We start from the raw sequence: 19944 nt of genomic DNA, 5'->3' as shown, positions 1-19944 counted from the left end.
GGATGCGGAGGGAGTTCGCCGAGCTGGACGGGCACGACGCCTACGAACTGCTGGGCGTCGCCCCGGACGCGTCCGCGGAGGAGATCAGGCGCGCGCACATCGCCGGCGTCCGCACGCACCATCCCGACCGGTTCCAGCAGGAGGAGAGCAGGGCGGAGGGCGCCGAGCTCACCCGGCTCCTCAACGCCGCCCGCGACATCCTGATCAAGGATCGCGCGAACTACGACGCCTACCGCGACCGGTCAGGGACGGAGGAGGAGCCCGAACTCGTCGACGACCCGTGGGACACGGCGACCGAGGGCCGCCCGCCGCCGCCTTCGCCTCCCCCGCGTTCCCAGCCCCCGCCGTCCCCGCCGCGGCAGGACGTGCCGCACCGGCGCATGCCCCCGCCGCCCCGGTACGGCATGCCAGGGGCGTGGCCGCCGCCTCCCGCGCCGCCGTTCCGTCCCGTCGTCCCCAGGGTGCGCGTGCTGCCGAGGGTCGCGATCGCCCTCACGATCACCCTGGTCGCGTGCACCGCGCTGCTCACGATCACCACGGCCTTGCTGGAGCTGCTGCCGGACCCGTCGGACCCGAAGGCCGAGGTCCCCGCCAGGCTCGCCGGCACGTGGCGCGGCACGATCAAGGACCGGCCGGCGAGGGAGAACGACGACGGCTGGCGGGCGGAACTGGTCCTGCGCGAGGGGAAGCACAACGGCGAAGTCCGCTATCTGGGCGGACGGTGCAGCGGCACCGCCGTTCCGATCTCCGTGAACGGCGCCACCCTGACCCTCGACACCAGGTTCCCGGAAGGCAGGGCCGGCTGCGATGTGGGCGACGTCAACCTCACGCCGGGACGGAAAGGAAAGGCGGAGTTCGTCATCTACTCGTCCGGCGAGATCAGCGCGAAGGGCACCCTCACCCGCGCCTGACCCGCCCGCCATTCCGGCCTCGTCGCCATTCTCTCCGCTATTCCGGCGGCCCTTCCGTCAGGTGCCAGGCGGCCATCCCGGCGAAACCGGGAATCATCATCAATTGCTCCGGCTCGTAGATCAGCCGCGCCATCGCGACCGCGAGCCACGGCACCCCGGGCCCCTTCAACCGGACCGGTTCGCAGTCCGGATATGTGAGCACCAGTTGGAAGGCGTCCGGCGCGGGCAGGAACTCGCTGAGCCCGCCATGCCAGAACGACAGCGGCCGGACCCTGGTGAAGACGAGCAGCCGTTCGCTCGTCAGCACGACCCGCGCCACCTGGTGTTCGCGCCATTGCGCGGCCGCGAGCGCGCGGGCCCGGTTGCGCGCGATCGCGTTCCCGGCCGCGTTGACCGCGAGCGCCCCGAGCACGAATCCCGCCGAACCGGACGCGACCACCGATCGGTGATCATAGGAGACGTCCATGGCGTAGAAACGCGAGTATTCGAGCGGCAGATCCGCGTACGGGCTCTCGCCCTGCTCCAGCCCCATCGGAACGGACGGCATCGGCTCCAGCTCTCCGCCGGCGACCGCATACCGGAACAGGTCACCCCCGGCCAGCAGCCCCTGCTGATGCTCGACCGGCCCCCATGCCATACCCGCCTCGCAAGATCACTGATATGTAGGATGGGCTTTAATCCTAGCGCCCGCCGGCCGGGTGTCACCGGGAAATATCCGGCACGTCAGCCCTCGTTATTCTTGAAGATCTTCTGCTTCTCGGATTTACCTGGGAAGACGACGGTTTTCGTCTTGCCCGCTCGCCTTGCCCGCTCGTCCCCCTGCCTCGGCGCGTTGACCTCAAGTTTGGTTGAGGGTCGAGACTGGGTCTTCTGACGAGGGAGGAGATCCGGAGATGCGCGTGGTCGAGGTGAAGGAGTTCGGCGGGCCCGAGGTGCTGGCGGTGCGCGAGGCGCCGGATCCGGTGGCGGGGCCCGGGCAGGTCGTGATCGGTTCGGCGGCCGCGGACACCATGTTCGTGGAGACCAGGATCCGCGCGGGCCGGGCCCGGGCGTTCTTCGACACGACGCCGCCGTACGTGCCGGGCGGCGGCGGGGCCGGAGCGGTGATCGGCGCCGGGCCGGGCGTCGACCCCGCCTGGATCGGTCGCCGGGTGGTGGCGTCCGTCGGGAACGGCGGCTACGCCGAACGGCTGGCGGCGCCGCTGGAGAACGTCCTCCCCGTGCCGGACGGTCTGGGCCTCGACGACGCCGCGGCGCTCCTGCACGACGGCGTGACCGCGCTGTGCGTGTTCGAGGGCGTCTTCGAGGGCGGCGCGGTCAAGGACGGGGGCACCGTCCTGGTGGTGGGCGCGACGGGCGGCATGGGCGTGCTGCTCGTCCAGCTCGCGCACGCGCGGGGCGCCCGGGTCGTCGCGGCGGCGCGCGGGGCCCGGAAGCTGGAGCTGGCCCGCGACCTGGGCGCGGACGTCGTCCTCGACTACGCGGAGCCCGGCTGGGCGGACGAGATCTCCGGGCAGGCGGACGTGGTCTTCGACGGCGTCGGCGCCGGGATCGGCCTCGCGGCGTTCAAGGCCGCGAAAGACGACGGCACGTTCTCCGCGCACGGCGCCACCATGGGCGGGTTCACCGCCGTAGACGCGGACGACGCCGCACGCAGAGGCGTCACGTTGCGCGGCATCCAGGACGTGCAGATCGCAAAGACCGAACGCATGCGGCTGCTCGGCGACGCCCTGGCGAAGGCCGCCGAAGGCGTGTTCAAGCCCGTCATCGGACAGACGTTCCCGCTGGAGAACGCCGCCGAGGCCCACACGGCCATCGAGAACCGGACCGTCGTCGGCAAGACCCTCCTGCTGCCGTAGATCGCGCCGGGGGTGGGGTTAGCTCCACCCCCGGCTGGGGGCTTTCCCTTCCGGGTTCGGGTGGCTGGGGCCAGTGCCTCCAGGAATGTCGGACGTAAAGGTTGTGCTTGGACGTTGTCACAGGGCGTCGTCCATCCGACGGGGACGACCGGCACGGGGAGGACACATGGCGAGCGTGGCGATGCGGCGCGGGGTGCGGCCGCTGGTCACCGAGGTCGGGCTGCTGGCGGTGCTGTTCGCCTTCTACAAGTGGGGGCGGACGCTGGTCGAGCACGGTCCCGGCCAGGCGATGAACAACGCCGCGTGGCTGTGGAGCTTCGAACGGTCGTGGCTCCCCAGCGAAGTGGATTTCCAGCAGTGGGCGCTCGGGTGGGATCACACCGCCTTCCTGGCGAACGTGTACTACGTGGGCGTGCACTTTCCGGGAACGGCGCTCCTGCTGGTCTGGCTTTACGTGCGGCACCGGTCGTCCTACGGCAGGGTGCGGAACGAGCTGGTGGCGCTGACTGCGGCGGGGCTGCTCGTGCACATGCTGTTCCCGCTGGCGCCGCCGCGGCTGGCGCACCTCGGGGCCGTCGACACGATGCTGACGGTCGGTCCTTCGGCGTATCCGGCGGGGGCCGCCGAGGGGATCGCGAACCAGTACGCGGCGATGCCGTCGCTGCACATCGGGTGGGCGATCCTGGTGGCGGTCGCGGTGGTGCGGGTGTCGCGGAGCAGGTGGCGGTGGGTCATCGCGATGCACGCGCCCATCACCGTGTTCGTGGTGGTGGTGACGGCCAACCACTACTGGACGGACGGCATCGTCGCCGCCGCGCTGCTCGCCGGGGCGATGGCGCTGGTTTCGCTGGTGGAGCGGGTGCGGCAGGGTGGGGTGCATGCTGCCAACGCACACGAGTTCCGAGGTTCCGGACGTCCCCGTGGCGGTCTTGCCGATCGGGAGCCACGAGCAGCACGGCCCGTTCCTGCCGCTCGCGACCGACACGGTGATCGCCTGCACGATCGCGGCGGAGATCGCGAAGGCGTACCCGGTGCGGACGCTCCCGCCCGTGACGATCTCGTGCTCGCATGAGCACGAGCACGCGGCCTGGCCCGGGACGGTGAGCATCTCGGCGGCGACCCTGCACGCGGTGGTGCGGGACGTCGCCGGGTCGCTCGTCCGGTCCGGGGTGCCGAAGCTGGTGCTGGTGAACGGGCACGGGGGCAACTACGTGCTGGGGAACGTGGTCCAGGAGGCGCGCGGCGACATGGCGCTGTTCCCCGGCCTGGACGAGTGGGACGACGCCAGGAGCGCCGCGGGCATCGAGACGTCCGGCGACAGCGACATGCACGGCGGCGAGCTGGAGACGTCCATCCTGCTGCACGCCCACCCGGAGCTGGTGAGGGACGGGTACGAGACCGCCGATCATCTGGCCGACGACCGGCGGCACCTGCTCACCACGGGCATGGCCGCCTACACCGGGTCGGGCGTCATCGGGCGGCCGTCACTGGCCCGCGCCGGCAAGGGCCGGGACGCGCTGGCGAGCCTCGTCGCGTCGTTCGGGGACTGCCTCGCGGCGCTTCAGCAGCAAGGTCGCGGCGCCCGGCAGGCACGCGACGAAGGTGAGCACGCCGTACACGACGGAGACGGTCAGTCCCTGCGCTGAGCCGAGCCCGGCGGCGCCGAAGGCGAGGGTGAGGACGGCCTCGCGCGGCCCCCAGCCGCCGACGTTCACCGGCAGCACCATCACGAGGAGGGCCAGCAGGAGCAGCGGCAGCAGGTCGAGGAGCGGCGCCGTGGAGCCGGCGAGGCGGGCCGCGATCACGAACAGGGTCAGGTGCCCGGCCAGCGCCGTCACGGACAGCGCGGTGATGGCGGGCCAGGCATTCAGGACGGCCCGCGCGTCGGCGAACGTCGCCGCGAGCGCGCCGTGGCGCCGCCGGGCGAGGACGAGCAGGACGCTCAGCACGACCGCCAGCGCGACCAGCGCCGGAGTCATGGCCGACAGCACGGCGGGCTGCGTGAACAGGACGATCACGCCCACCACGACGGGGACGATCTGGCCGGTGACCCGCTCCAGGAACACCGCCCGCAGGCCGCTGGCGCCGGAGCGGTGGCCGTGGCTCACGGCCCGGTGGACGTCCCCGAGGATCCCGGCGGGCAGCACGGCGTTCAGGAACTGCGCCGTGTAGTAGTCGGTGACGGCGCTGGTCAGTGGCAGGTTCAGGCCGAGGCGGCGGGCCACCAGGCGCCACCGGGCGGCGCTGAGCACGGTCGTCAGCAGGCCGACGGCGAGGGCGGCGACGATCGAGCGGGGGTCGACGGCGTGGAGCGCGTCCACGAACGCGTCCGTGCTGTGCCACCAGAGGAGCGCGGCGAGGATGCCGAGCCCGGTGAGCAGCCGCAGCCAGGGCCAGAGCCTCCTCACGACGACCCCCCGGGCAGGGCGAGCAGGTCGACGTGCTGGACCTCGGCACTGAGCCCGCCCGCCGTGCACTCGTCGAGGCGGCGGCGCAGGTAGGCGTCCGCGGCGGGCGCCAGGCCGGGGCGCTGCTCGACGGCGGCGGCGACCCAGCCGCGCAGCCACGCGGCGGTCAGCGCGGACTGGCCGGGGCCGAGCCGCCACGGGCTCGACCGGGTCAGGACGGTGGCGCCGCGCCGTCCGAACGCCTCGGTCGCGGCGGTGACGGCGTCCGGGCCGAGGCGGCCGTCGCGGCGCTGGTGCGCGTCGAAGGCGCCCGCGACCTCGGCGTCGAGCGGGTCGGGCGGGGACAGCCGGACGCGCCCGACGACCGACAGCGTCAGTAGCGCCGGGCAGGCCGCGGCGGCGGCGATCGTGTCGATCTCGGCGGCGGTGAGCACGTCCAGCAGCGCGGACGCGGTGACGAGCGACGCGCCGACCAGATCGGACGCGTGCAGCGCGCCGACGTCGCCCTTCCGGGTCTCGATCGTCGCGGGAAGGCCGTCCGCCGAGGTGTAGATGTTGCCGCGGGCCTGGTCGAGCAGGACGGGATCGTTGTCGTGCAGGATCCAGTGCTGCGGGCCGCGGAGCCGTCCGGACAGCCAGCGTCCCAGGGAGCCGGTGCCGCAGCCGAGGTCCCAGATGGTGAGGGGCCCGTCCGGCGGCAGCGCGGCGCGGAGCGGGCCGAGCAGGTCGGCGGCGCGCGCCGCGGCGTCGGCGCTCTCCCGGAGCGCCAGCCAGGCGGGATCGAAGGCCGACGTCTCGGCGGACGATCCCCCGGCGCCGTTCGCGTTCATCGTGCCTCCCTGCGGAGCCGGGACAGGACGGTGGCCATGCGGCGGGCGGTGTCGTCCCAGCCGGGGAGGGTGTCACGGCGCAGGCGGGCGGCGGCGCGCAGGCGGGCCCGCAGGTCGGGTTCGACGAGCCAGCGGCGCAGCGCGGCGGCCAGCGCGCCGGGGTCGTCGGGCGGGACGAGGAGCCCGGGGACGGCCCCGGACGGCTCCCAGCCGAGCGTGTCGGGCACGCCGTCCACCGAGGTCGCGACGACGGGGACGCCGCGGGCGAGGGCCTCGGTCACGACCATCCCGTACGTCTCGGCGCGGGACGCCAGGACGACGAGGTCGGCGGAGGCGTAGGCGTCGTCGAGGCGCCGGCCGGTCAGCGGCCCCTCCAGCCGGACGCGGTCGCCGAGCCGGTGCCCGGCGATCAGCCGCCGCAGGCGCGTCACGTGCTCGGGGGCGCGGCGCAGCGGCCCCACGCACTCGCACCGCCACGGCAGGTGCGCGAGGTCGGCGAGGGCCTCGACCAGGACGTCGTGGCCCTTGCGCGGGGTCACGGACGCGACGCACAGCAGGCGGGTCGCCCCGTCGGTGCCGGACGCGAGCGGCGCGGCCTCGGTCCCGGGCGTGACGGCGTGGACGCGGGACGCGTCGAGCCCGTGATGGGCGACGAGGTGGTCCCGCGCCCACGGGCTGGTCGCCACGACGGCGCCGGCCGCCTCCAGCGTGGTGCGCTCGGCGGCGTTCAGGTCGGCCTGTCCTGGTTCGTCCGCGAGCGGGAGGTGGACGAGGACCGCGAGCCGCAGCCGCCCCGCCTCCGGCACGACGATCTCGGGGACGCCGCACGCCACCAGGCCGTCCAGCAGCACGACGGACCCGCCGGGCAGCCCGGCGAGCGCGCGGGCGAGCCCGGCGCGGGCGGCGGCGCCGGGGCGCGGCCACGTGCCCGGCACCGCCAGCTCCCGGACGGGACGTCCCGACGCCGCGAGCTCCGCGCACAGCATGCGGTCGTAGTGGTTCCCGCCGCTCGGCACGCCGGCGTCGTCGATGTCGCCGGGGACGACGACGCAGATCTCGTGAGCGACCGAAGCGCTGGGCGCGGCCGGCTCAGGCACGCTGGGCTCCGGCGCGGTCGGCTCAGGCGCGGTCGGCTCGGCCGTCGCGGTCATAGCTCGCGCTCGTAACTGGCCCAGGCGACGTGCGACTCGTGCAGCGTCACGGTGATCCCGGCCAGGCCGTGCGCGTGCTCGCCGAGCGCGCCCGCGCGGACCCGGTCGGCGAGGCGGTCCGCGACGACCTTGGCGAGGAACTCCGTCGAGGTGTTGACACCGGCGAAGTCGGGCTCGTCGTCCAGGTTGCGGTAGTTCAGCGCGCCGAGGACCTCGCCCAGCTCGCTCGTGGCGAGCCCGATGTCGACGACGATGCCGTCCGGGTCGAGATCGGGGCGGCGGAACGTCGCGTCCACCACGTAGGTGGCGCCGTGCAGCCGCCGCGCCGGTCCGAAGACCTCGCCGCGGAAGCTGTGCGCGATCATGACATGGTCGCGGACGGTGATCGCGAACACGTGGGGTTCTCCAGTCGGTCGGTCGGGGACTCAGTAGGTGATTCGGTGGCAGAGCGCGGGAAGTTCACCGCTCGCGAGAAGCGGCATGATCCTCGGCAGCTCGGCGAAGCCGCTCTCGCCGGTGATCAGGACGTCGAACGCGGGGTCGGCGAGGAGCCGCAGCGCCAGCCCCAGCCGGTCGGCGAAGCTCCGGCGCGACCGGAGGGCGGGCGGCACCGCGCCGACCTGGCTGCTCCGGACCATCAGCCGCCGCGAGTGGAAGTACTCGCCGAGCGGGACGGCCACACGCCGGTCGCCGTACCAGCTCAGCTCGACGACCTCCCCGTCCGGCGCGAGCAGCTCCAGCGAGCGCGCCAGCCCCGCCTCGGTGGCGCTGGCGTGGACCACCAGGTCGCAGCCGCCGTCCGCCTGCTCGGGCAGGGCGAACTCGACGCCGAACGCCCGCGCGACGCCCTCCCGGGACGGGTCGGTGTCGACGAGCTGCACGCGGCACCCCGGGAACCCGGCGAGGACACCGGCGACCGAGCAGCCCACCATCCCGGCGCCGACGACGGCGATCCGGTCGCCGACCAGCGGGGCCGCGTCCCACAGCGCGTTCACCGCGGTCTCGACGGTCCCGGCCAGGACGGCCCGCTCCGGCGGCACCCCGTCCGGGACGGGGCACACCGCGCTCGCCGGGACGACATACCTGGTCTGATGCGGATACAGGCAGAACACCGGGCGGCCGAGCAGGCCGGACGGGCCGTCCTCGACCACGCCGACGTTCAGGTACCCGTACTTGACGGGGCCGGGGAACGTCCCGTCCTGGAACGGCGCCCGCATGACGGCGTGCTGGTTCGGCGGGACGCCGCCGCGGAAGACGATCGCCTCCGTGCCCCGGCTCACACCGGAGCAGAGCGTCCGGACCAGGACCTCGCCGGGCCCCGGCTCCGGCAGCGCCTCGTCGCGGATCTCCCCGCTACCGGGCGACCGGATCCAGAACGCGCGGGCTTCCCGCTCCATCCGTGCTCCTCCCCCGACTCCCCGGATTGCCCCGGCTCCGCCGCCGTTCACGTCGCGTGAACAGCCACAGCACGTCCCGTCCGAACGACCAGACCAGCAGGACGAGCGCCGCCGCCACCAGCGCGCCCGCGTACGGGACGACGCCCGGCGCCGCCGCGACCAGCGTCACGCCCTGCACCACGGCGACGGCCTTCCGCGCGATGCTCGGCCGCAGCTCGGCGCGCAGCCACGGCGCCGCCCAGGCCGCCGCGCCGAACGCGTACCGCATCACGCCGATCGCCAGCACCCACGCCCCCGTGGCCGACGCGACCTGCACGCTCAGCACCAGCACGAGGAAGGCGTCGACCTCCATGTCGAACCGCGCGCCGAGCCGCGACGCCGTCCCGGTGCGGCGGGCGACCTGGCCGTCCACCCCGTCCAGGACGAGCGCCGCCGACGCGACGGCGACGAGCGTCCAGGTGTGCCCGCCACCGAGGAGATGCCCCGTGACCAGGGCGGCGACACCGCCGGTCAGCACCACCCGCGTCAGCGTGACGTGATCGGCCGGGCCCAGCGCCCGCCGCCCGCGGAACGCCGCGCCGAGGATCGCCCACGCGGCCAGCGCGTACACGACGCCCACCGCCAGGCCCGCGAGCCCGGGACGCAGCGCGGCCACCAGCACGACCTGCGCGCCCGCCGCGGCCGCCAGCTCGGCGCCCCTGGACGGCCGCGGCCGCTTCGGCCGCGCCTCCCGTGGCGGCGCGGCCGCGCGCCAGACGACCCCCACCGGCCGGGGCGCGGTCATCGGGCGCGTCATCCGCGGACCTCGCTGACCCCGCTGACCGGCGCCGCGCCCAGCGCCGGCGAGGGCGCGTCGAGTTGCGGCAGGTCGTGGCCGAGGCGGTCGCGTTTGGCCGTGAGATACCGGACGTTGTCGTCGCTGACCGGGACGAGCAGCGGCACCCGCGCCGCGACCTCGATCCCGTACGACTCCAGCGCGCTGACCTTGCCCGGGTTGTTCGACAGCAGCCGCACCGACCGGACCGCGAGATGCCGCAGGACGCGGGCCGCCGGGCCGTAGTCGCGGACGTCGACCGGCAGCCCGATGGCGGTGGCGGAGTCGACGGTGTCCAGGCCCTGGTCGTCCTGCAGGATGTGGGTCCTGACCTTGGCCACGAGACCGATCCCGCGCCCCTCGTGCCCGCGCAGGTAGACAAGGACACCGGCGCCCTCGCGGACGATCGCGTCCAGCGCGGCGCCGAGCTGGTCCCCGCACTCGCAGCGCGTGGCGGCGAAGATGTCGCCGGTCATGCACTCCGAATGCGTCCGGACGAGCACGCCCTCCCGGCCCCGGACGTCGCCGCGGACGAGCGCCAGATGCTCGTGCCGGTCGACCGGGTCCCGGAACGCGACGGCATGGAACACGCCCCGCCGTGTCCGCAGCTCCGCCTCCGCGATGTCCTTCTGCTCGATGCCCTGGTCGTGCATCGCTCCCCTTCCTCGGCTTCGCAATCACCCGTGGTACGTGGCGGACGCACGCGGCGGTTGCGTTCAGAACGGTCCGTATGATCCGTGGCACGGAGGGGAGGCACCTCAGGGTTCAGCGTATGCGGGTCCGGACCGCCAAGTCGTGCGCGGCACGGCGGTTCGCCGGGACTTCCGCCAGGTCACGTCGACTCGCGACGGCCGCCGGCGCCGCGGCGAGGCGGTCGTGGGGACGGTGGCCGTCCCTCGCCGGGCCTGGTCCCGCGCGGGTCCGCCTGAGAAGATCGTTTCATGGGCTACGAACCGACCGCCGCCGAACTCGTCCACCTGAACCGCTGCGTCGCGCTCGCCGCCGAGGCCCTGGACGCGGCCGACGAGCCGTTCGGGACGGTGCTGGTCGCCGGGTCGGGCGAGGTCCTGTTCGAGGACCGCAACCGCACCGCGGACGGCGACCAGACCCGCCACCCCGAGTTCGAGGCCGCCCGCTGGGCGGCCCGGAACCTGACGCCGGAGGAGCGCGCCGCCGCGACCGTGTTCACGTCCGGTGAGCACTGCCCGATGTGCTCGGCCGCGCACGGCTGGGTGGGGCTCGGGCGCATCGTGTACGTCCACTCGTCCGCGCAGGTGGCGGCGTGGCGGGCCGAGCTCGGCGTCGCGCCGGGCCCGGTCGCGCCGATCCCGATCCAGGAGGTCGTGCCCGGCCTGCGGGTGGACGGCCCCGTCGCGTCCCTTGAGGCCGCCATGCGGGACCTGCACGCCCGCGCGGTCAGCGCCGGGTGAGGGCCTCCAGCCGCTCGACCGCCGGCCGCCAGTCGGACGGCAGCCAGCAGCGCGTCGCCCGGTGCCCGCGGAACGCGAGCGTATAGGTGAAGTGGTCGGCGACGTCGCACCCCGCCGTCGACGACCAGGTGGTCACGATGCCGTTCAGCGCGGTGCGCAGGCCGCGCATTTCCCCGGCGCTGAGCGTGATCTTCCGGTCGTTGACGGCGGCCGTCCCGGAATCGTCGACGGTGACCCGTTCCTGAATTCCGGCGAATCCCCCGGTACGTTCGTAGGTGACCAGGATGTCCGGCCCGGTGAAAGCGAGCATCGCTTGACGCCTCTCTGCGTGCGGGCCGCCGGACGGCGCCCTTTCCGGCCGCCCGGCGACCCGCGCGTACGGATTTCCTATCGGAAAAGGACTCCGCCGGTTTCGCGCACGGCGGCGCACCGGTTCGGATATGTCTCGGCGAAACGGCGCGGCTTTCCGCGCCAGGTGCCGTCGGCGCTCACCCGGACGGGCGCGTACTCCATCGTGCAAGGCCCCGGCCGCGCGGCGATCCGCGCCACCTCCCCGTCGACGGATGCGAGCTGGTCACAGGCCTCCGCCGCAGCGGGATGCGTCCCTCCGTCCGGGTCGCACAACAGCCGCTTCGCGGTGCCGTGGCCGTGCTCGGGCGCCACCGTCAGCAGGTAGGCGCCGACCGGTTCCCGCGCCGGTCCCGGCGACGCCTGCGCCGGCGCGGCCTGCGCGACGACCGCGATTCCCGCCAGCGCGGCGGCCCATCGGAAACGGGCACGCGACATGTGCATGAATTCCTCCCTGAATTGCCCGCCGCGATCCGCGGCGGCGACCGGCCGGGACGCCCGATTATGGCGGACGCCCCGCCACCAGGCGCGACAAAATCCCCCAAACAAGGCCATTCTCCATCCCAGTCCGGCCACCGGTTCACTCCCGAGCCAAGTCTGCCCATTTCCGCAATGCCCGCGCGCGCAATTCACCGGACGCGTCCGGATACCACGGTTCAAAGGCGTACGAACCGGGCCGGCCGCCGCTAGGCTGACCTGCCATGACCGACTTGTTGAATTCGCCCTTCCTCAAGATCGAGCAGCAGTCGTCGCAACTGGAGTACCGGATCGAGGACCAGGACGACCGCCCCCTCGGCCAGGCGACCCAGGTCTCGGGCCCGAAGCCGCGCAAGGGGCTCATCGGCATGTTCAGCTCCGGCCTGAAGGACGCGCGGGTCGTCGTCCAGGTCGCCGGCCTCGACGGGGCGCCGCTGTTCTACGTCGACCGCCAGGACGGCGCCCCCGTCGCGATCGTCGCGCCCGACGGCACCGTCATCGGCCGGTTCCAGGACGACCGGACGGGAGCGGCGCAGCAGCTGTCCGGCGGCGGCGTCGGCCGGGGCATGCTCAACGTACTCGCCGGGGCGGCGGCCATGCGGCACCGTCTGTTCGACGCCTACGACCGCCCCCTGTGCGAACTGGCGTGGGAGATGAGGCGCACCGGCACCGTGGAAGACAACAACCTCCAGTGGGTCCCGGTCGCCTGCGACTACACCGACATGAACGGCCAGCGCATCGCGCACACCGACGTCAGGGAGGCGACGTTCAAGGACCGGTACGTCCTGCAGCTCATGTACCAGCTCCCCGAGCCGCTGCGCACGCTCGTCATCGCCTCGCCCCTCGCGTTCGACCTGACCCGGAGCTGACGTGCCGAACCTGTACGAAGCCCTGACCTGGACGATCGACGAACCGCAGCGCCCCCGCGAGTACGTCTTCCACGACGGCGGGGAACTGCTCGCCAACGTCACCCGCGTCCCCGTCAGGCGCCAGGACGACGCCTCCGTGCCCTACGCCAACCCGCACGCCCAGTACGACGAGACCCGCGTCGTCCTCTGCGTCGCCGGCCCCGACCAGACGCCGTACTTCTACGTCGACCGCACGAACGACCCCATGCGCCCCCAGCCGGCCCACGTGGTGGCTCCCAACGGCGGCCACATCGGCTCCGTCGCCGTCTCCACCGGCGGCGTCAAAGGCGTCTTCAAGCTCATGTCCGGGAAGCAGGGCGGACGCTACGCCCTGCTCGACGCGCACGGGAGCCAGACCGCCCTCCTGACCGCCCCCGGCCTGCGGAACCCGCACGAGGAGGGCACGTTCACCGGCCCCGGCGGCGACCAGATCGCCACGTACCAGACGGGCCTCTCCACGTACGGCGACCGGCGCCGCCGCCATACCGTCCGGCTTCTCCACCCGCTTCCGGAGCCCCAGCGCACCCTCGTGCTCGCGTCCCTGATCGGCGTGGAGCTCATGATCCCGGCCGGCTGACCGTCCCGCTCACCGGGACGGACGTTCGCGCGGCCGCACGCCGGGCCGATGATCGGCCGGTGCCCACACCGTCCAGCCGAGCCACCAGGCCATCCCGGCCCACGTCCGCCCCCGGTAGCGCCTGGGTCAGGGGCGGCAGGGGGCGCCGTTCAGGGTGAAGCCGGAGGGCGGGGCGTTCGCGCCCGCCTGGCGGCCGAGGAAGCCGAACTCGGCCGTGCCGGCCGGTGGGATCGAGCTGTTCCAGTCGGCGGCCGTCACGGTGACGGACGGGCCGTCCTGCACCTGGCTGCCGTTCCACAGCTGGACGATCGCCTGCCCGTCCGGGAAGTCGAAGGCGAGCGTCCAGCCGTCGATGGCGCCGTCGCCGAGGTTCGTGATGCGCACCGTCGCCTGGAATCCCTGCGGCCACGTCCCGACGATCGCGTACGACACCGAGCACGCGGCGGACGCCCGGGTCGATGAGGGGCTCGCCGTGGGGGGCGGTGCGGCGGTCGGGTCGGACGAGTCCGGCGACAGCGTCGCCAGCAGCACCGCCAGCATCGCCACCACCCCGACCGCGACCCCCGCGATGATCAGCGGCTTCCGCGCCGACGGCGGCGGGTCCGCGGGCGGCGGCTCGTTCAGCACCCGCGTCGGGTTCGGGTCGGGCTTCGGCTCCGCGGGCGGGGCCGGGTCCTCCAGGATCGAGGTCGCCTCAGGCGGCGGCTCGGGCGGCCCGTCGCCGGGCGCGTGCGGCGGGAGCCGGGCGAGCTGGACGCCGGCCGCACCGGCCAGGAGGCGGGCCGTCTCGGCGGCCGATGGGCGGGAAACGGGGTCCTGGCCGAGGCAGCGGCGGCAGAGGACGGCGACCTCGTCCGGGACGTCCTCCGGGAGGGCCGGGGTGGACACCGGCAGCCCGGTCACCGACTCCTGCAGGACGACGCCCAGCGAGAAGAGGTCGGCGGCCGGCGTCGGCGCCGAGCCCGACAGCAGTTCGGGGGCGACGTAGGCGGGGGTGCCGAGGACGGGCCCGCCGGGCGCGGACGGTCCGGTGAAGGCGATGCCGAAGTCCAGGACCTTCACCCCGACCGGGGTGAGGAAGATGTTCGCCGGCTTGATGTCGCGGTGGACGATCCCGGCGGCGTGGGCGGCGGCCAGTGCGTCGGCGACGCGCGCGCAGATTCCGGCGGCCTCGCGCCAGGGCAGCGGCTCCCTGGACAGGCGCGCCGACAGGCTCTCGCCGTCCAGCAGTTCCATGACCACGTACGGGACGCGGCCGTGCTCCCCGTAGTCGTAGACGCCCGTGATGCTCGGGTGGGTGAGGCCCGCGGCGGCCTTCGCCTCCTGGCGGAGCCGCCGCGTGAACTCCGCGGGCCAGCCCTCCTTCGGCACCTTCACCGCGACGGGACGGTCCAGGACGAGGTCGACCGCGCGCCAGACGGTCGCCATCCCGCCGGCGCCGAGGGGTCTGTCCAGGCGGTAGCGGTCCCCGAGGCGGTCGCCCGGGGCGACGATCTCGGGCATGGGGGAAGCCTAATGCCGTGCTCAGGGCATCAGGTACCGGGTGTCGCGGGCGTCGGTGATCGCCATGTGGCCCGGCGCGTGCCCGATGGCGAGTTTCGGACGGGACGCCGTCACGGCCGCCTGCGGGGTCACTCCGCACGCCCAGAACAGGGGGATCTCGTCCACCCGGATCTCGACGGGGTCGCCGAAGTCGGGGCGGCCGAGGTCGTCGATGCCGAGCTCGACGGGGTCGCCGACGTGGACGGGCGCGCCGTGCACGAACGGGTACCGGGACGTGATCCGGACGGCGTCGGCGACCTGCGCCGCCGGCACGGGCCGCATCGAGACGACGAGCGGGCCGCCGAAGTCGCCCGCGCGGCGGCACATCCGGTTCGTCCGGTACATCGGGACGTTCCGGTTCTGCTCGATGTGCCGGACGGGGACGCCGGCGCCGAGGAGCGCGTCCTCGAAGGTGAAACTGCAGCCGATGAGGAACGAGACCAGGTCGTCCCGCCAGTGGCCGGTCACGTCGGGCACCTCGGCGACCGGTTCGCCGTGCTCGTAGACGATGTAGCCGGGCAGGTCGGTGCGCAGGTCTCCGGCGAACAGGGACGCGGACGTCGCGCCGGGTTCGGTGACGTCCAGGACGGGGCACGGCCTGGGGTTGCGCTGCGCGAACAGCAGCAGGTCGTAGGCTTGATCGCGGGGCACGGCGATGAGGTTGGCCTGCGTCCAGCCGGCGCACCAGCCGGCGGTGGGGACGTCGAGGCCGGCGCGGAACAGGGCCCTGGCCTGGTCCGGCGACAGCGCGCCCGGGTCGAGGGGTGCGGTCATGGTCTCTCCTTTCACGAGAATGCCGGGGATGGCCGACGGCCGGCGCATGGCCGGCGAGGAAGAAAGGTGTCCCGGATAGCGATACCCGCGGCTCGCACGCCGCATCGCACGCCACATCGCATGCCGCGGGGCATGCCGTTGGGCGCGCGGAAGGCGCGGAAGGTGATTTCGGAGGCGGCCGCGTCGTCCGGGCTGCCGAGAGCCCGGTGAGCGAGTCGTTGATGAGTCCGGGTCTGCGACGCCCGACACCCCCACGCCGAGCGCCGCATGACCCGGACGGCCCCAATCCTGACTTTCGCCAGCGGCCTTGTCTGGTGAACGTCCGACGTACGCATCATGGTTCCCGCCCGATGGAATGAATCCGGATTTTCCCGTCCCTATTTCCAGAGCTGGTCGATCTCGGTGAGCAAGTCCCAGCTCAGATACAGGGACAGCACCCAGGCGACGGCGCCGAGGACGAGCAGCCAGGCCGGGTACCGGTAGCCGCCGAGCAGGTCGCGGCGGCGGGCGGCGGCCCACAGCAGCACGCCGAGTCCGAACGGCAGGATCATCCCGTTCAGCGCGCCCGCGAGGACCAGCAGCTTCGCCGGGGTGGTGCCGATGATGAGGTAGATGACGGCGGAGACCAGGATGAACGCCACGACGATGCGGTTGCGGTACTTCTCGACGAAGGACGAGAACGAGACCAGGAACGACACCGAGGTGTAGGACGCGCCGATCACGCTCGTGATCGCCGCCGACCACATGATCAGGCCGAAGAGGCGCACCCCGGCCTCGCCCGCCGCGTGCTCGAACGCCGAGGACGGCGGGTTGTCCTTGGCGAGCGTCACGCCGCCCGCGACCACCCCGAGGACGGCGAGGAACAGCAGCACGCGCATCAGGCCGGTGACGAGGATGCCGGTGACGGCGCTGCGGTTGATCGCCCGGACGTTCTCGCTCCCGGTCAGCCCGGACTCGATCATGCGGTGCGCGCCCGCGTAGGTGATGTATCCGCCGACCGTCCCGCCGATCAGGGTGGTGATGACCAGGAAGTCGACGGTCTCGGGCGCGACGCTCTGTGTGAGCGCGTCGCCGACGGGCGGTTCGGACACGAACGCCACGTACAGCGTCAGCAGGATCATGACGGCGCCGAGGAGGACCACGATGCGGTCCATCGCGACGCCGGCGCGGCGGCTGAGGAAGATCGCGACGGCGACCAGGGCGGAGACCGCGCCGCCGATCTTGACGTCCAGGCCGAGCAGGGCGTTCAGGCCGAGCGCGGTGCCGGCGACGTTGCCGATGTTGAAGACGAGGCCGCCGAAGACGTCCAGCGCGGCGAGGCCGTAGCCGGCGCCGGGCAGGACGCGGTTGCCGAGCTCCTGGGCGCGCATGCCGGACACGCCGACGATGCGCCACACGTTGAGCTGGATCGCGATGTCCACCAGGACGGACACGAGGATCGCGAACGCGAACGCGGCGCCGAGCTTGGCGGTGAACACGGTGGTCTGGGTGATGAACCCGGGGCCGATGGCGCTGGTGGCCATCAGGAACATGGCGCCGAGCAGCGCGCCGCGGCGGGAGGGTGCGGAGGGTGCCGGGGGCTTGTCCAGGGTCGTCCGGTCCGTCATGGGGCTGGCCCTTCGAGGGATTCCGCTTTCCGCCAGCGTAAGGATTGTTCAACAATCCAGCAATCCCCTTGTTGAGATATTTTCCTGGCGGGCGATACCCTGGTGATCCACACGCGTTTCGCGGCGGGCGCGCTCCGCCGCGCCCGACGAAAGGACGCCGATGACCGCAGCGGAGCGAGGATCAGCGGCGTGCCGCCCTCGGGGGTCTGGGGGTCGTCCCCCAGAGGGAAGAGTCCGATGACGGTCCGGGACACGTGGCTCGACGAGATCGCGGCGGCCCGGCACGGCATGGACCGGTCCAGCACCGCGACCCGGGTCGCGGACCTGTTCCGCGAGAAGATCGCCGACGGGCTCCTCGTCCCCGGGACCCGGCTGTCCGACGACAAGCTCGCCGCCGTCATGGGGGTGTCGCGCAACACGATGCGCGAGGCGTTCCAGATGCTCGTCAAGGAACGGCTGCTCGTGCACGAGTTCAACCGCGGCGTCTTCGTGAGCCGCGTGCCCGCCGACGCGCTGGCCGACCTCTACCGGGTCCGGCGCCTCCTGGAGTGCGAGGGGGTGCGCAGCGCGCCCCGCGCCACCGCGGCCGCGATCGGCCAGGTGGAGGCCGCCGTCCAGGAGGGCGAGCACGCCGCCGCGATCGGGAACTGGGCGGGCGTCGGGACCGCCGACATCAAGTTCCACAAGGCCCTCGCCGCCCTGATGGGCAGCCCGCGGGTGGACGAGATGATCGGGCACCTGCTCGTCGAGATGCGTCTCGTCTTCCACGAGATGGGGTCGCCGCGCGAGTTTCACGAGCCGTACCTGGCCCGCAACCGCCGCCTCTACGACCTGATGGCGCGGGGCGACATCACGACCGCCGAACGGGAGCTCCGCTCCTACCTGGACGACGCGGAGTCACAGCTCACCGAGGCCTACCGCGAAAAGGAATGACCCGCGCCGCTCCTGAGCCGCCCGCGTCGGACGGTCATGGGGCGTAGTTCATGACGTGGTCGTGGAGGAGTTGCGGGGCGCGCGGGTCGCGGCGGCGGAACGCCTCGATCAGCTCCGCGTGCTCGGCCGACTTGGAGTAGATCTCCGTGTGGTGCAGGCGGAGGGACAGCGTCGTCCACAGCTCGATGCCGAGCCCCTCCCAGACCGACACCAGCAGCCGGTTCCCGGCCGACTCGACGATCGCGCGGTGGAAGGCGATGCTGAGGCGCATCTGCTCGGTCAGGTCGCCGTCCCGCGCCGCCGCGCCGAGCAGGCGGTTGTGCTCCTCCAGCGCGTCCAGGCAGCCGGCGAGGCGGGGCAGGGCGAGCTCCACGGCCGTCCGCTCCAGGCCGGCGCGGACGGGGAAGATCTCGGCGAGGTCCCGCTCGGTGAAGTCGCGGACGCGGGCGCCCCGGTTCGGCAGCGACTCGATCAGCCGCTGCGCCTCCAGCTGGCGGAGCGCCTCGCGGACGGGCCCCTGGCTGACGCCGAGTTCGGCGGCGATGCGGCGCTCGACGACGCGTTCGCCTGGCTGCCAGCGTCCGGAGCTGATGCCGTCCACGATGAACTCGCGGATCTGGTCGGCGAGTCCGGTGCGGAGCAGCTGTGCGGGGATCGGCGCGTTCACGACATCACATGTTAGACGGAGCGTCGGTAAGTGACTCTTGACGGGTGGAATATGATCGATCATAGATCAATGATGATCGGTGAGCGTCGTGGCGATCCTACGGCGTTGCCCCGGACAGAGGAAGATCGCCGATGGCTGAAACTACGCGATCCGCAGGACGGGCCGCCCCGGCCCGCACCCGGAGAACGCGCGGCACCACCACCCCCCGGGCGAAGACCGCCGCGACACCGCCCGCGCCCCCGCAGGTGGCCGACGCCGCGACGCTCGTCGGCTACTACCGGCAGATGCTGCTGATCAGGCGGTTCGAGGAGCGGGCCGCCCGCGCCTACACCGAGGCCAAGATCGGCGGCTACTGCCATCTGAACCTCGGCGAGGAGGCCACGGTCGTCGGCCTGATGGCCGCGCTGCGCCCCGACGACTACCTGTTCACCAACTACCGCGAGCACGGCTACGCGCTGACCAAAGGCTTCAACGCGGTCGCCGGGGGGCGTGAGGGGCCGTCCCCCCACGGGCAGATCGGCGCCGACCGGGTCATGGCCGAGCTGTACGGGCGGTCGACGGGCGTGTCGAAGGGCTGGGGCGGGTCGATGCACCTGTTCGACGCCGGCGCCCGGCTGCTCGGTGGGTACGGCATCGTCGGCGGCCAGGTCCCGCTCGCCACGGGCGCGGCGCTCGCCGTGTCGTACAAGGGCGGCGACGAGGTCGTCATGTGCCACATGGGCGACGGCACGGCCGCGATCGGCGCGTTCCACGAGTCGCTGAACATCGCCGGCCTCTGGGACCTCCCCGTCGTCTTCGTCGTGATCAACAACGGTCTCGGGATGGGCACGACCGTGGAGAACTCCGCCGCCGAGCCCGAGTTGTACCGGCGCGGCGCCGCGTACCGGATGGAGAGCGCCCGCGTGGACGGCACCGACGTGATCGCCGTCCGGGACGCCGCGCGCGTCGCCGTCGAGCGGGCCCGCGCCGAGAGCAAGCCGTACCTGCTGGAGACCACGAGCCCCCGGCTGAAGGGCCACTCGGTCGTCGACCCGGCCCGCTACCGGTCCAAGGAGGAGAAGGAGGCCCTCAAGGCCGCCGACCCGCTGGCCCGGACGGCGCTGGACCTGGCGGAGGCCGGGATCCTCTCCCACGACGACCGCGACGCGCTGGACGCCGAGGTCACCGCCGAGATCGACGCCGCCGCCGCGTTCGCCGACGAGAGCCCGGCGCCCGAGGTGTCGACGCTGTTCGACTACACCTACGCCACCCCCGTCCCGGGCGAGCTGCGCCGCCTCCCGGCCGACCCCGTGTTCAGTTCCTGAGGAGCGT

At 73.3% G+C, this 19944-nt stretch carries 21 protein-coding genes and 2 pseudogenes; 9 read left to right on the top strand and 14 right to left on the bottom strand.

Going from position 1 to position 19944, the window contains the following annotated elements:
* The first annotated feature begins 2 nt into the window (after positions 1-2).
* The gene (locus ACH34T_RS29530) at positions 3-911 is read left to right on the top strand and encodes a J domain-containing protein (protein ID WP_396024199.1); all 909 of its coding nucleotides are present in this window, start codon (positions 3-5) and stop codon (positions 909-911) included.
* Between the two features lie 37 nt (positions 912-948).
* On the opposite strand, the gene ACH34T_RS29525 is transcribed toward ACH34T_RS29530, so the two are convergent.
* Positions 949-1548: a hypothetical protein gene (locus ACH34T_RS29525; RefSeq protein WP_396024198.1), complete on the bottom strand. Its 600-nt coding sequence runs from the start codon at positions 1546-1548 to the stop codon at positions 949-951.
* A gap of 256 nt (positions 1549-1804) precedes the next feature.
* Here ACH34T_RS29525 and ACH34T_RS29520 point away from each other — a divergent pair, with 256 nt between their 5' ends.
* From ACH34T_RS29520 to ACH34T_RS29510, 3 genes and pseudogenes are all read left to right on the top strand, one after another.
* The gene (locus ACH34T_RS29520; protein ID WP_396024197.1) at positions 1805-2770 is read left to right on the top strand and encodes a zinc-binding dehydrogenase; all 966 of its coding nucleotides are present in this window, start codon (positions 1805-1807) and stop codon (positions 2768-2770) included.
* A gap of 85 nt (positions 2771-2855) precedes the next feature.
* A pseudogene (locus ACH34T_RS29515) lies at positions 2856-3599 on the top strand (phosphatase PAP2 family protein); the annotation flags it as partial.
* Positions 3600-3648: 49 nt separating this feature from the next.
* Positions 3649-4416, top strand: coding sequence for a creatininase family protein (locus ACH34T_RS29510; protein ID WP_396024196.1), 768 nt, complete (start codon positions 3649-3651; stop codon positions 4414-4416).
* A gap of 3 nt (positions 4417-4419) precedes the next feature.
* On the opposite strand, the pseudogene ACH34T_RS29505 reads toward ACH34T_RS29510, so the two are convergent.
* From ACH34T_RS29505 to ACH34T_RS29475, 7 genes and pseudogenes are all read right to left on the bottom strand, one after another.
* Positions 4420-5091: pseudogene (locus ACH34T_RS29505) on the bottom strand (lysylphosphatidylglycerol synthase domain-containing protein); the annotation flags it as partial.
* A gap of 83 nt (positions 5092-5174) precedes the next feature.
* Positions 5175-6008 carry a class I SAM-dependent methyltransferase gene (locus ACH34T_RS29500; RefSeq protein WP_396024195.1) on the bottom strand — a complete coding sequence of 278 codons (834 nt, stop codon included), beginning with the start codon at positions 6006-6008 and terminating at the stop codon, positions 5175-5177.
* Complete coding sequence (locus ACH34T_RS29495) at positions 6005-7105, bottom strand: glycosyltransferase family 4 protein (RefSeq protein WP_396024194.1); 1101 nt, start codon at positions 7103-7105, stop codon at positions 6005-6007. The genes ACH34T_RS29500 and ACH34T_RS29495 overlap by 4 nt, the downstream gene beginning before the upstream one ends.
* Positions 7106-7155: 50 nt before the next feature.
* The gene (locus ACH34T_RS29490) at positions 7156-7554 is read right to left on the bottom strand and encodes a 6-pyruvoyl trahydropterin synthase family protein (RefSeq protein ID WP_396024193.1); all 399 of its coding nucleotides are present in this window, start codon (positions 7552-7554) and stop codon (positions 7156-7158) included.
* A gap of 30 nt (positions 7555-7584) precedes the next feature.
* Entirely contained in the window at positions 7585-8556 is a 972-nt protein-coding gene (locus ACH34T_RS29485) for a zinc-binding alcohol dehydrogenase (protein WP_396024192.1), read from the bottom strand.
* Positions 8513-9352, bottom strand: a complete 840-nt coding sequence (locus ACH34T_RS29480) for a CDP-alcohol phosphatidyltransferase family protein (protein ID WP_396024191.1) — start codon at positions 9350-9352, stop codon at positions 8513-8515. The genes ACH34T_RS29485 and ACH34T_RS29480 overlap by 44 nt, the downstream gene beginning before the upstream one ends.
* Positions 9349-10023 carry a GTP cyclohydrolase II gene (locus tag ACH34T_RS29475; protein WP_396024190.1) on the bottom strand — a complete coding sequence of 225 codons (675 nt, stop codon included), beginning with the start codon at positions 10021-10023 and terminating at the stop codon, positions 9349-9351. The genes ACH34T_RS29480 and ACH34T_RS29475 overlap by 4 nt, the downstream gene beginning before the upstream one ends.
* Positions 10024-10311: 288 nt before the next feature.
* Between ACH34T_RS29475 and ACH34T_RS29470 the strand changes: the two genes are divergently transcribed.
* On the top strand, positions 10312-10800 hold the full coding sequence (locus ACH34T_RS29470) for a nucleoside deaminase (protein WP_396024189.1): 489 nt from the start codon (positions 10312-10314) through the stop codon (positions 10798-10800).
* Here the strand turns inward: ACH34T_RS29470 and ACH34T_RS29465 are convergent.
* Both ACH34T_RS29465 and ACH34T_RS29460 read right to left on the bottom strand, forming a co-directional pair.
* Positions 10787-11110: a hypothetical protein gene (locus tag ACH34T_RS29465; RefSeq protein ID WP_396024188.1), complete on the bottom strand. Its 324-nt coding sequence runs from the start codon at positions 11108-11110 to the stop codon at positions 10787-10789. The two genes, ACH34T_RS29470 and ACH34T_RS29465, sit on opposite strands and share 14 nt — an antisense overlap.
* Positions 11111-11187: 77 nt before the next feature.
* Entirely contained in the window at positions 11188-11592 is a 405-nt protein-coding gene (locus ACH34T_RS29460; RefSeq protein WP_396024187.1) for an SSI family serine proteinase inhibitor, read from the bottom strand.
* 257 nt (positions 11593-11849) lie between these two features.
* On the opposite strand from ACH34T_RS29460, the gene ACH34T_RS29455 reads away from it, so the two are divergent.
* Positions 11850-12494, top strand: coding sequence for a hypothetical protein (locus ACH34T_RS29455; RefSeq protein WP_396024186.1), 645 nt, complete (start codon positions 11850-11852; stop codon positions 12492-12494).
* Between the two features lies 1 nt (position 12495).
* Entirely contained in the window at positions 12496-13110 is a 615-nt protein-coding gene (locus ACH34T_RS29450) for a hypothetical protein (RefSeq protein ID WP_396024185.1), read from the top strand.
* Between the two features lie 126 nt (positions 13111-13236).
* Here the strand turns inward: ACH34T_RS29450 and ACH34T_RS29445 are convergent, their stop codons facing one another.
* The 3 genes from ACH34T_RS29445 to ACH34T_RS29435 form a co-directional block, all read right to left on the bottom strand.
* On the bottom strand, positions 13237-14613 hold the full coding sequence (locus ACH34T_RS29445) for a cellulose binding domain-containing protein (protein ID WP_396024184.1): 1377 nt from the start codon (positions 14611-14613) through the stop codon (positions 13237-13239).
* A 21-nt stretch (positions 14614-14634) separates the two neighbouring features.
* Positions 14635-15426 carry a putative hydro-lyase gene (locus tag ACH34T_RS29440; protein ID WP_396024183.1) on the bottom strand — a complete coding sequence of 264 codons (792 nt, stop codon included), beginning with the start codon at positions 15424-15426 and terminating at the stop codon, positions 14635-14637.
* A gap of 377 nt (positions 15427-15803) precedes the next feature.
* On the bottom strand, positions 15804-17033 hold the full coding sequence (locus tag ACH34T_RS29435) for an NRAMP family divalent metal transporter (RefSeq protein ID WP_396024182.1): 1230 nt from the start codon (positions 17031-17033) through the stop codon (positions 15804-15806).
* A 237-nt stretch (positions 17034-17270) separates the two neighbouring features.
* Between ACH34T_RS29435 and ACH34T_RS29430 the strand changes: the two genes are divergently transcribed.
* On the top strand, positions 17271-17966 hold the full coding sequence (locus tag ACH34T_RS29430) for a GntR family transcriptional regulator (protein WP_396024181.1): 696 nt from the start codon (positions 17271-17273) through the stop codon (positions 17964-17966).
* Between the two features lie 34 nt (positions 17967-18000).
* On the opposite strand, the gene ACH34T_RS29425 is transcribed toward ACH34T_RS29430, so the two are convergent.
* Positions 18001-18633 carry a GntR family transcriptional regulator gene (locus ACH34T_RS29425; protein ID WP_396024180.1) on the bottom strand — a complete coding sequence of 211 codons (633 nt, stop codon included), beginning with the start codon at positions 18631-18633 and terminating at the stop codon, positions 18001-18003.
* A 131-nt stretch (positions 18634-18764) separates the two neighbouring features.
* On the opposite strand from ACH34T_RS29425, the gene pdhA reads away from it, so the two are divergent.
* Positions 18765-19937: a pyruvate dehydrogenase (acetyl-transferring) E1 component subunit alpha gene (gene pdhA / locus ACH34T_RS29420; protein WP_396024179.1), complete on the top strand. Its 1173-nt coding sequence runs from the start codon at positions 18765-18767 to the stop codon at positions 19935-19937.
* Positions 19938-19944: the final 7 nt, after the last annotated feature.

It is taken from the genome of Actinomadura sp. 9N215 (assembly GCF_044326345.1).
Lineage (GTDB): Bacteria > Actinomycetota > Actinomycetes > Streptosporangiales > Streptosporangiaceae > Spirillospora.
Note: the sequence above shows the minus strand (reverse complement) of the source record. Positions and strands in the feature narration are given on the sequence as shown.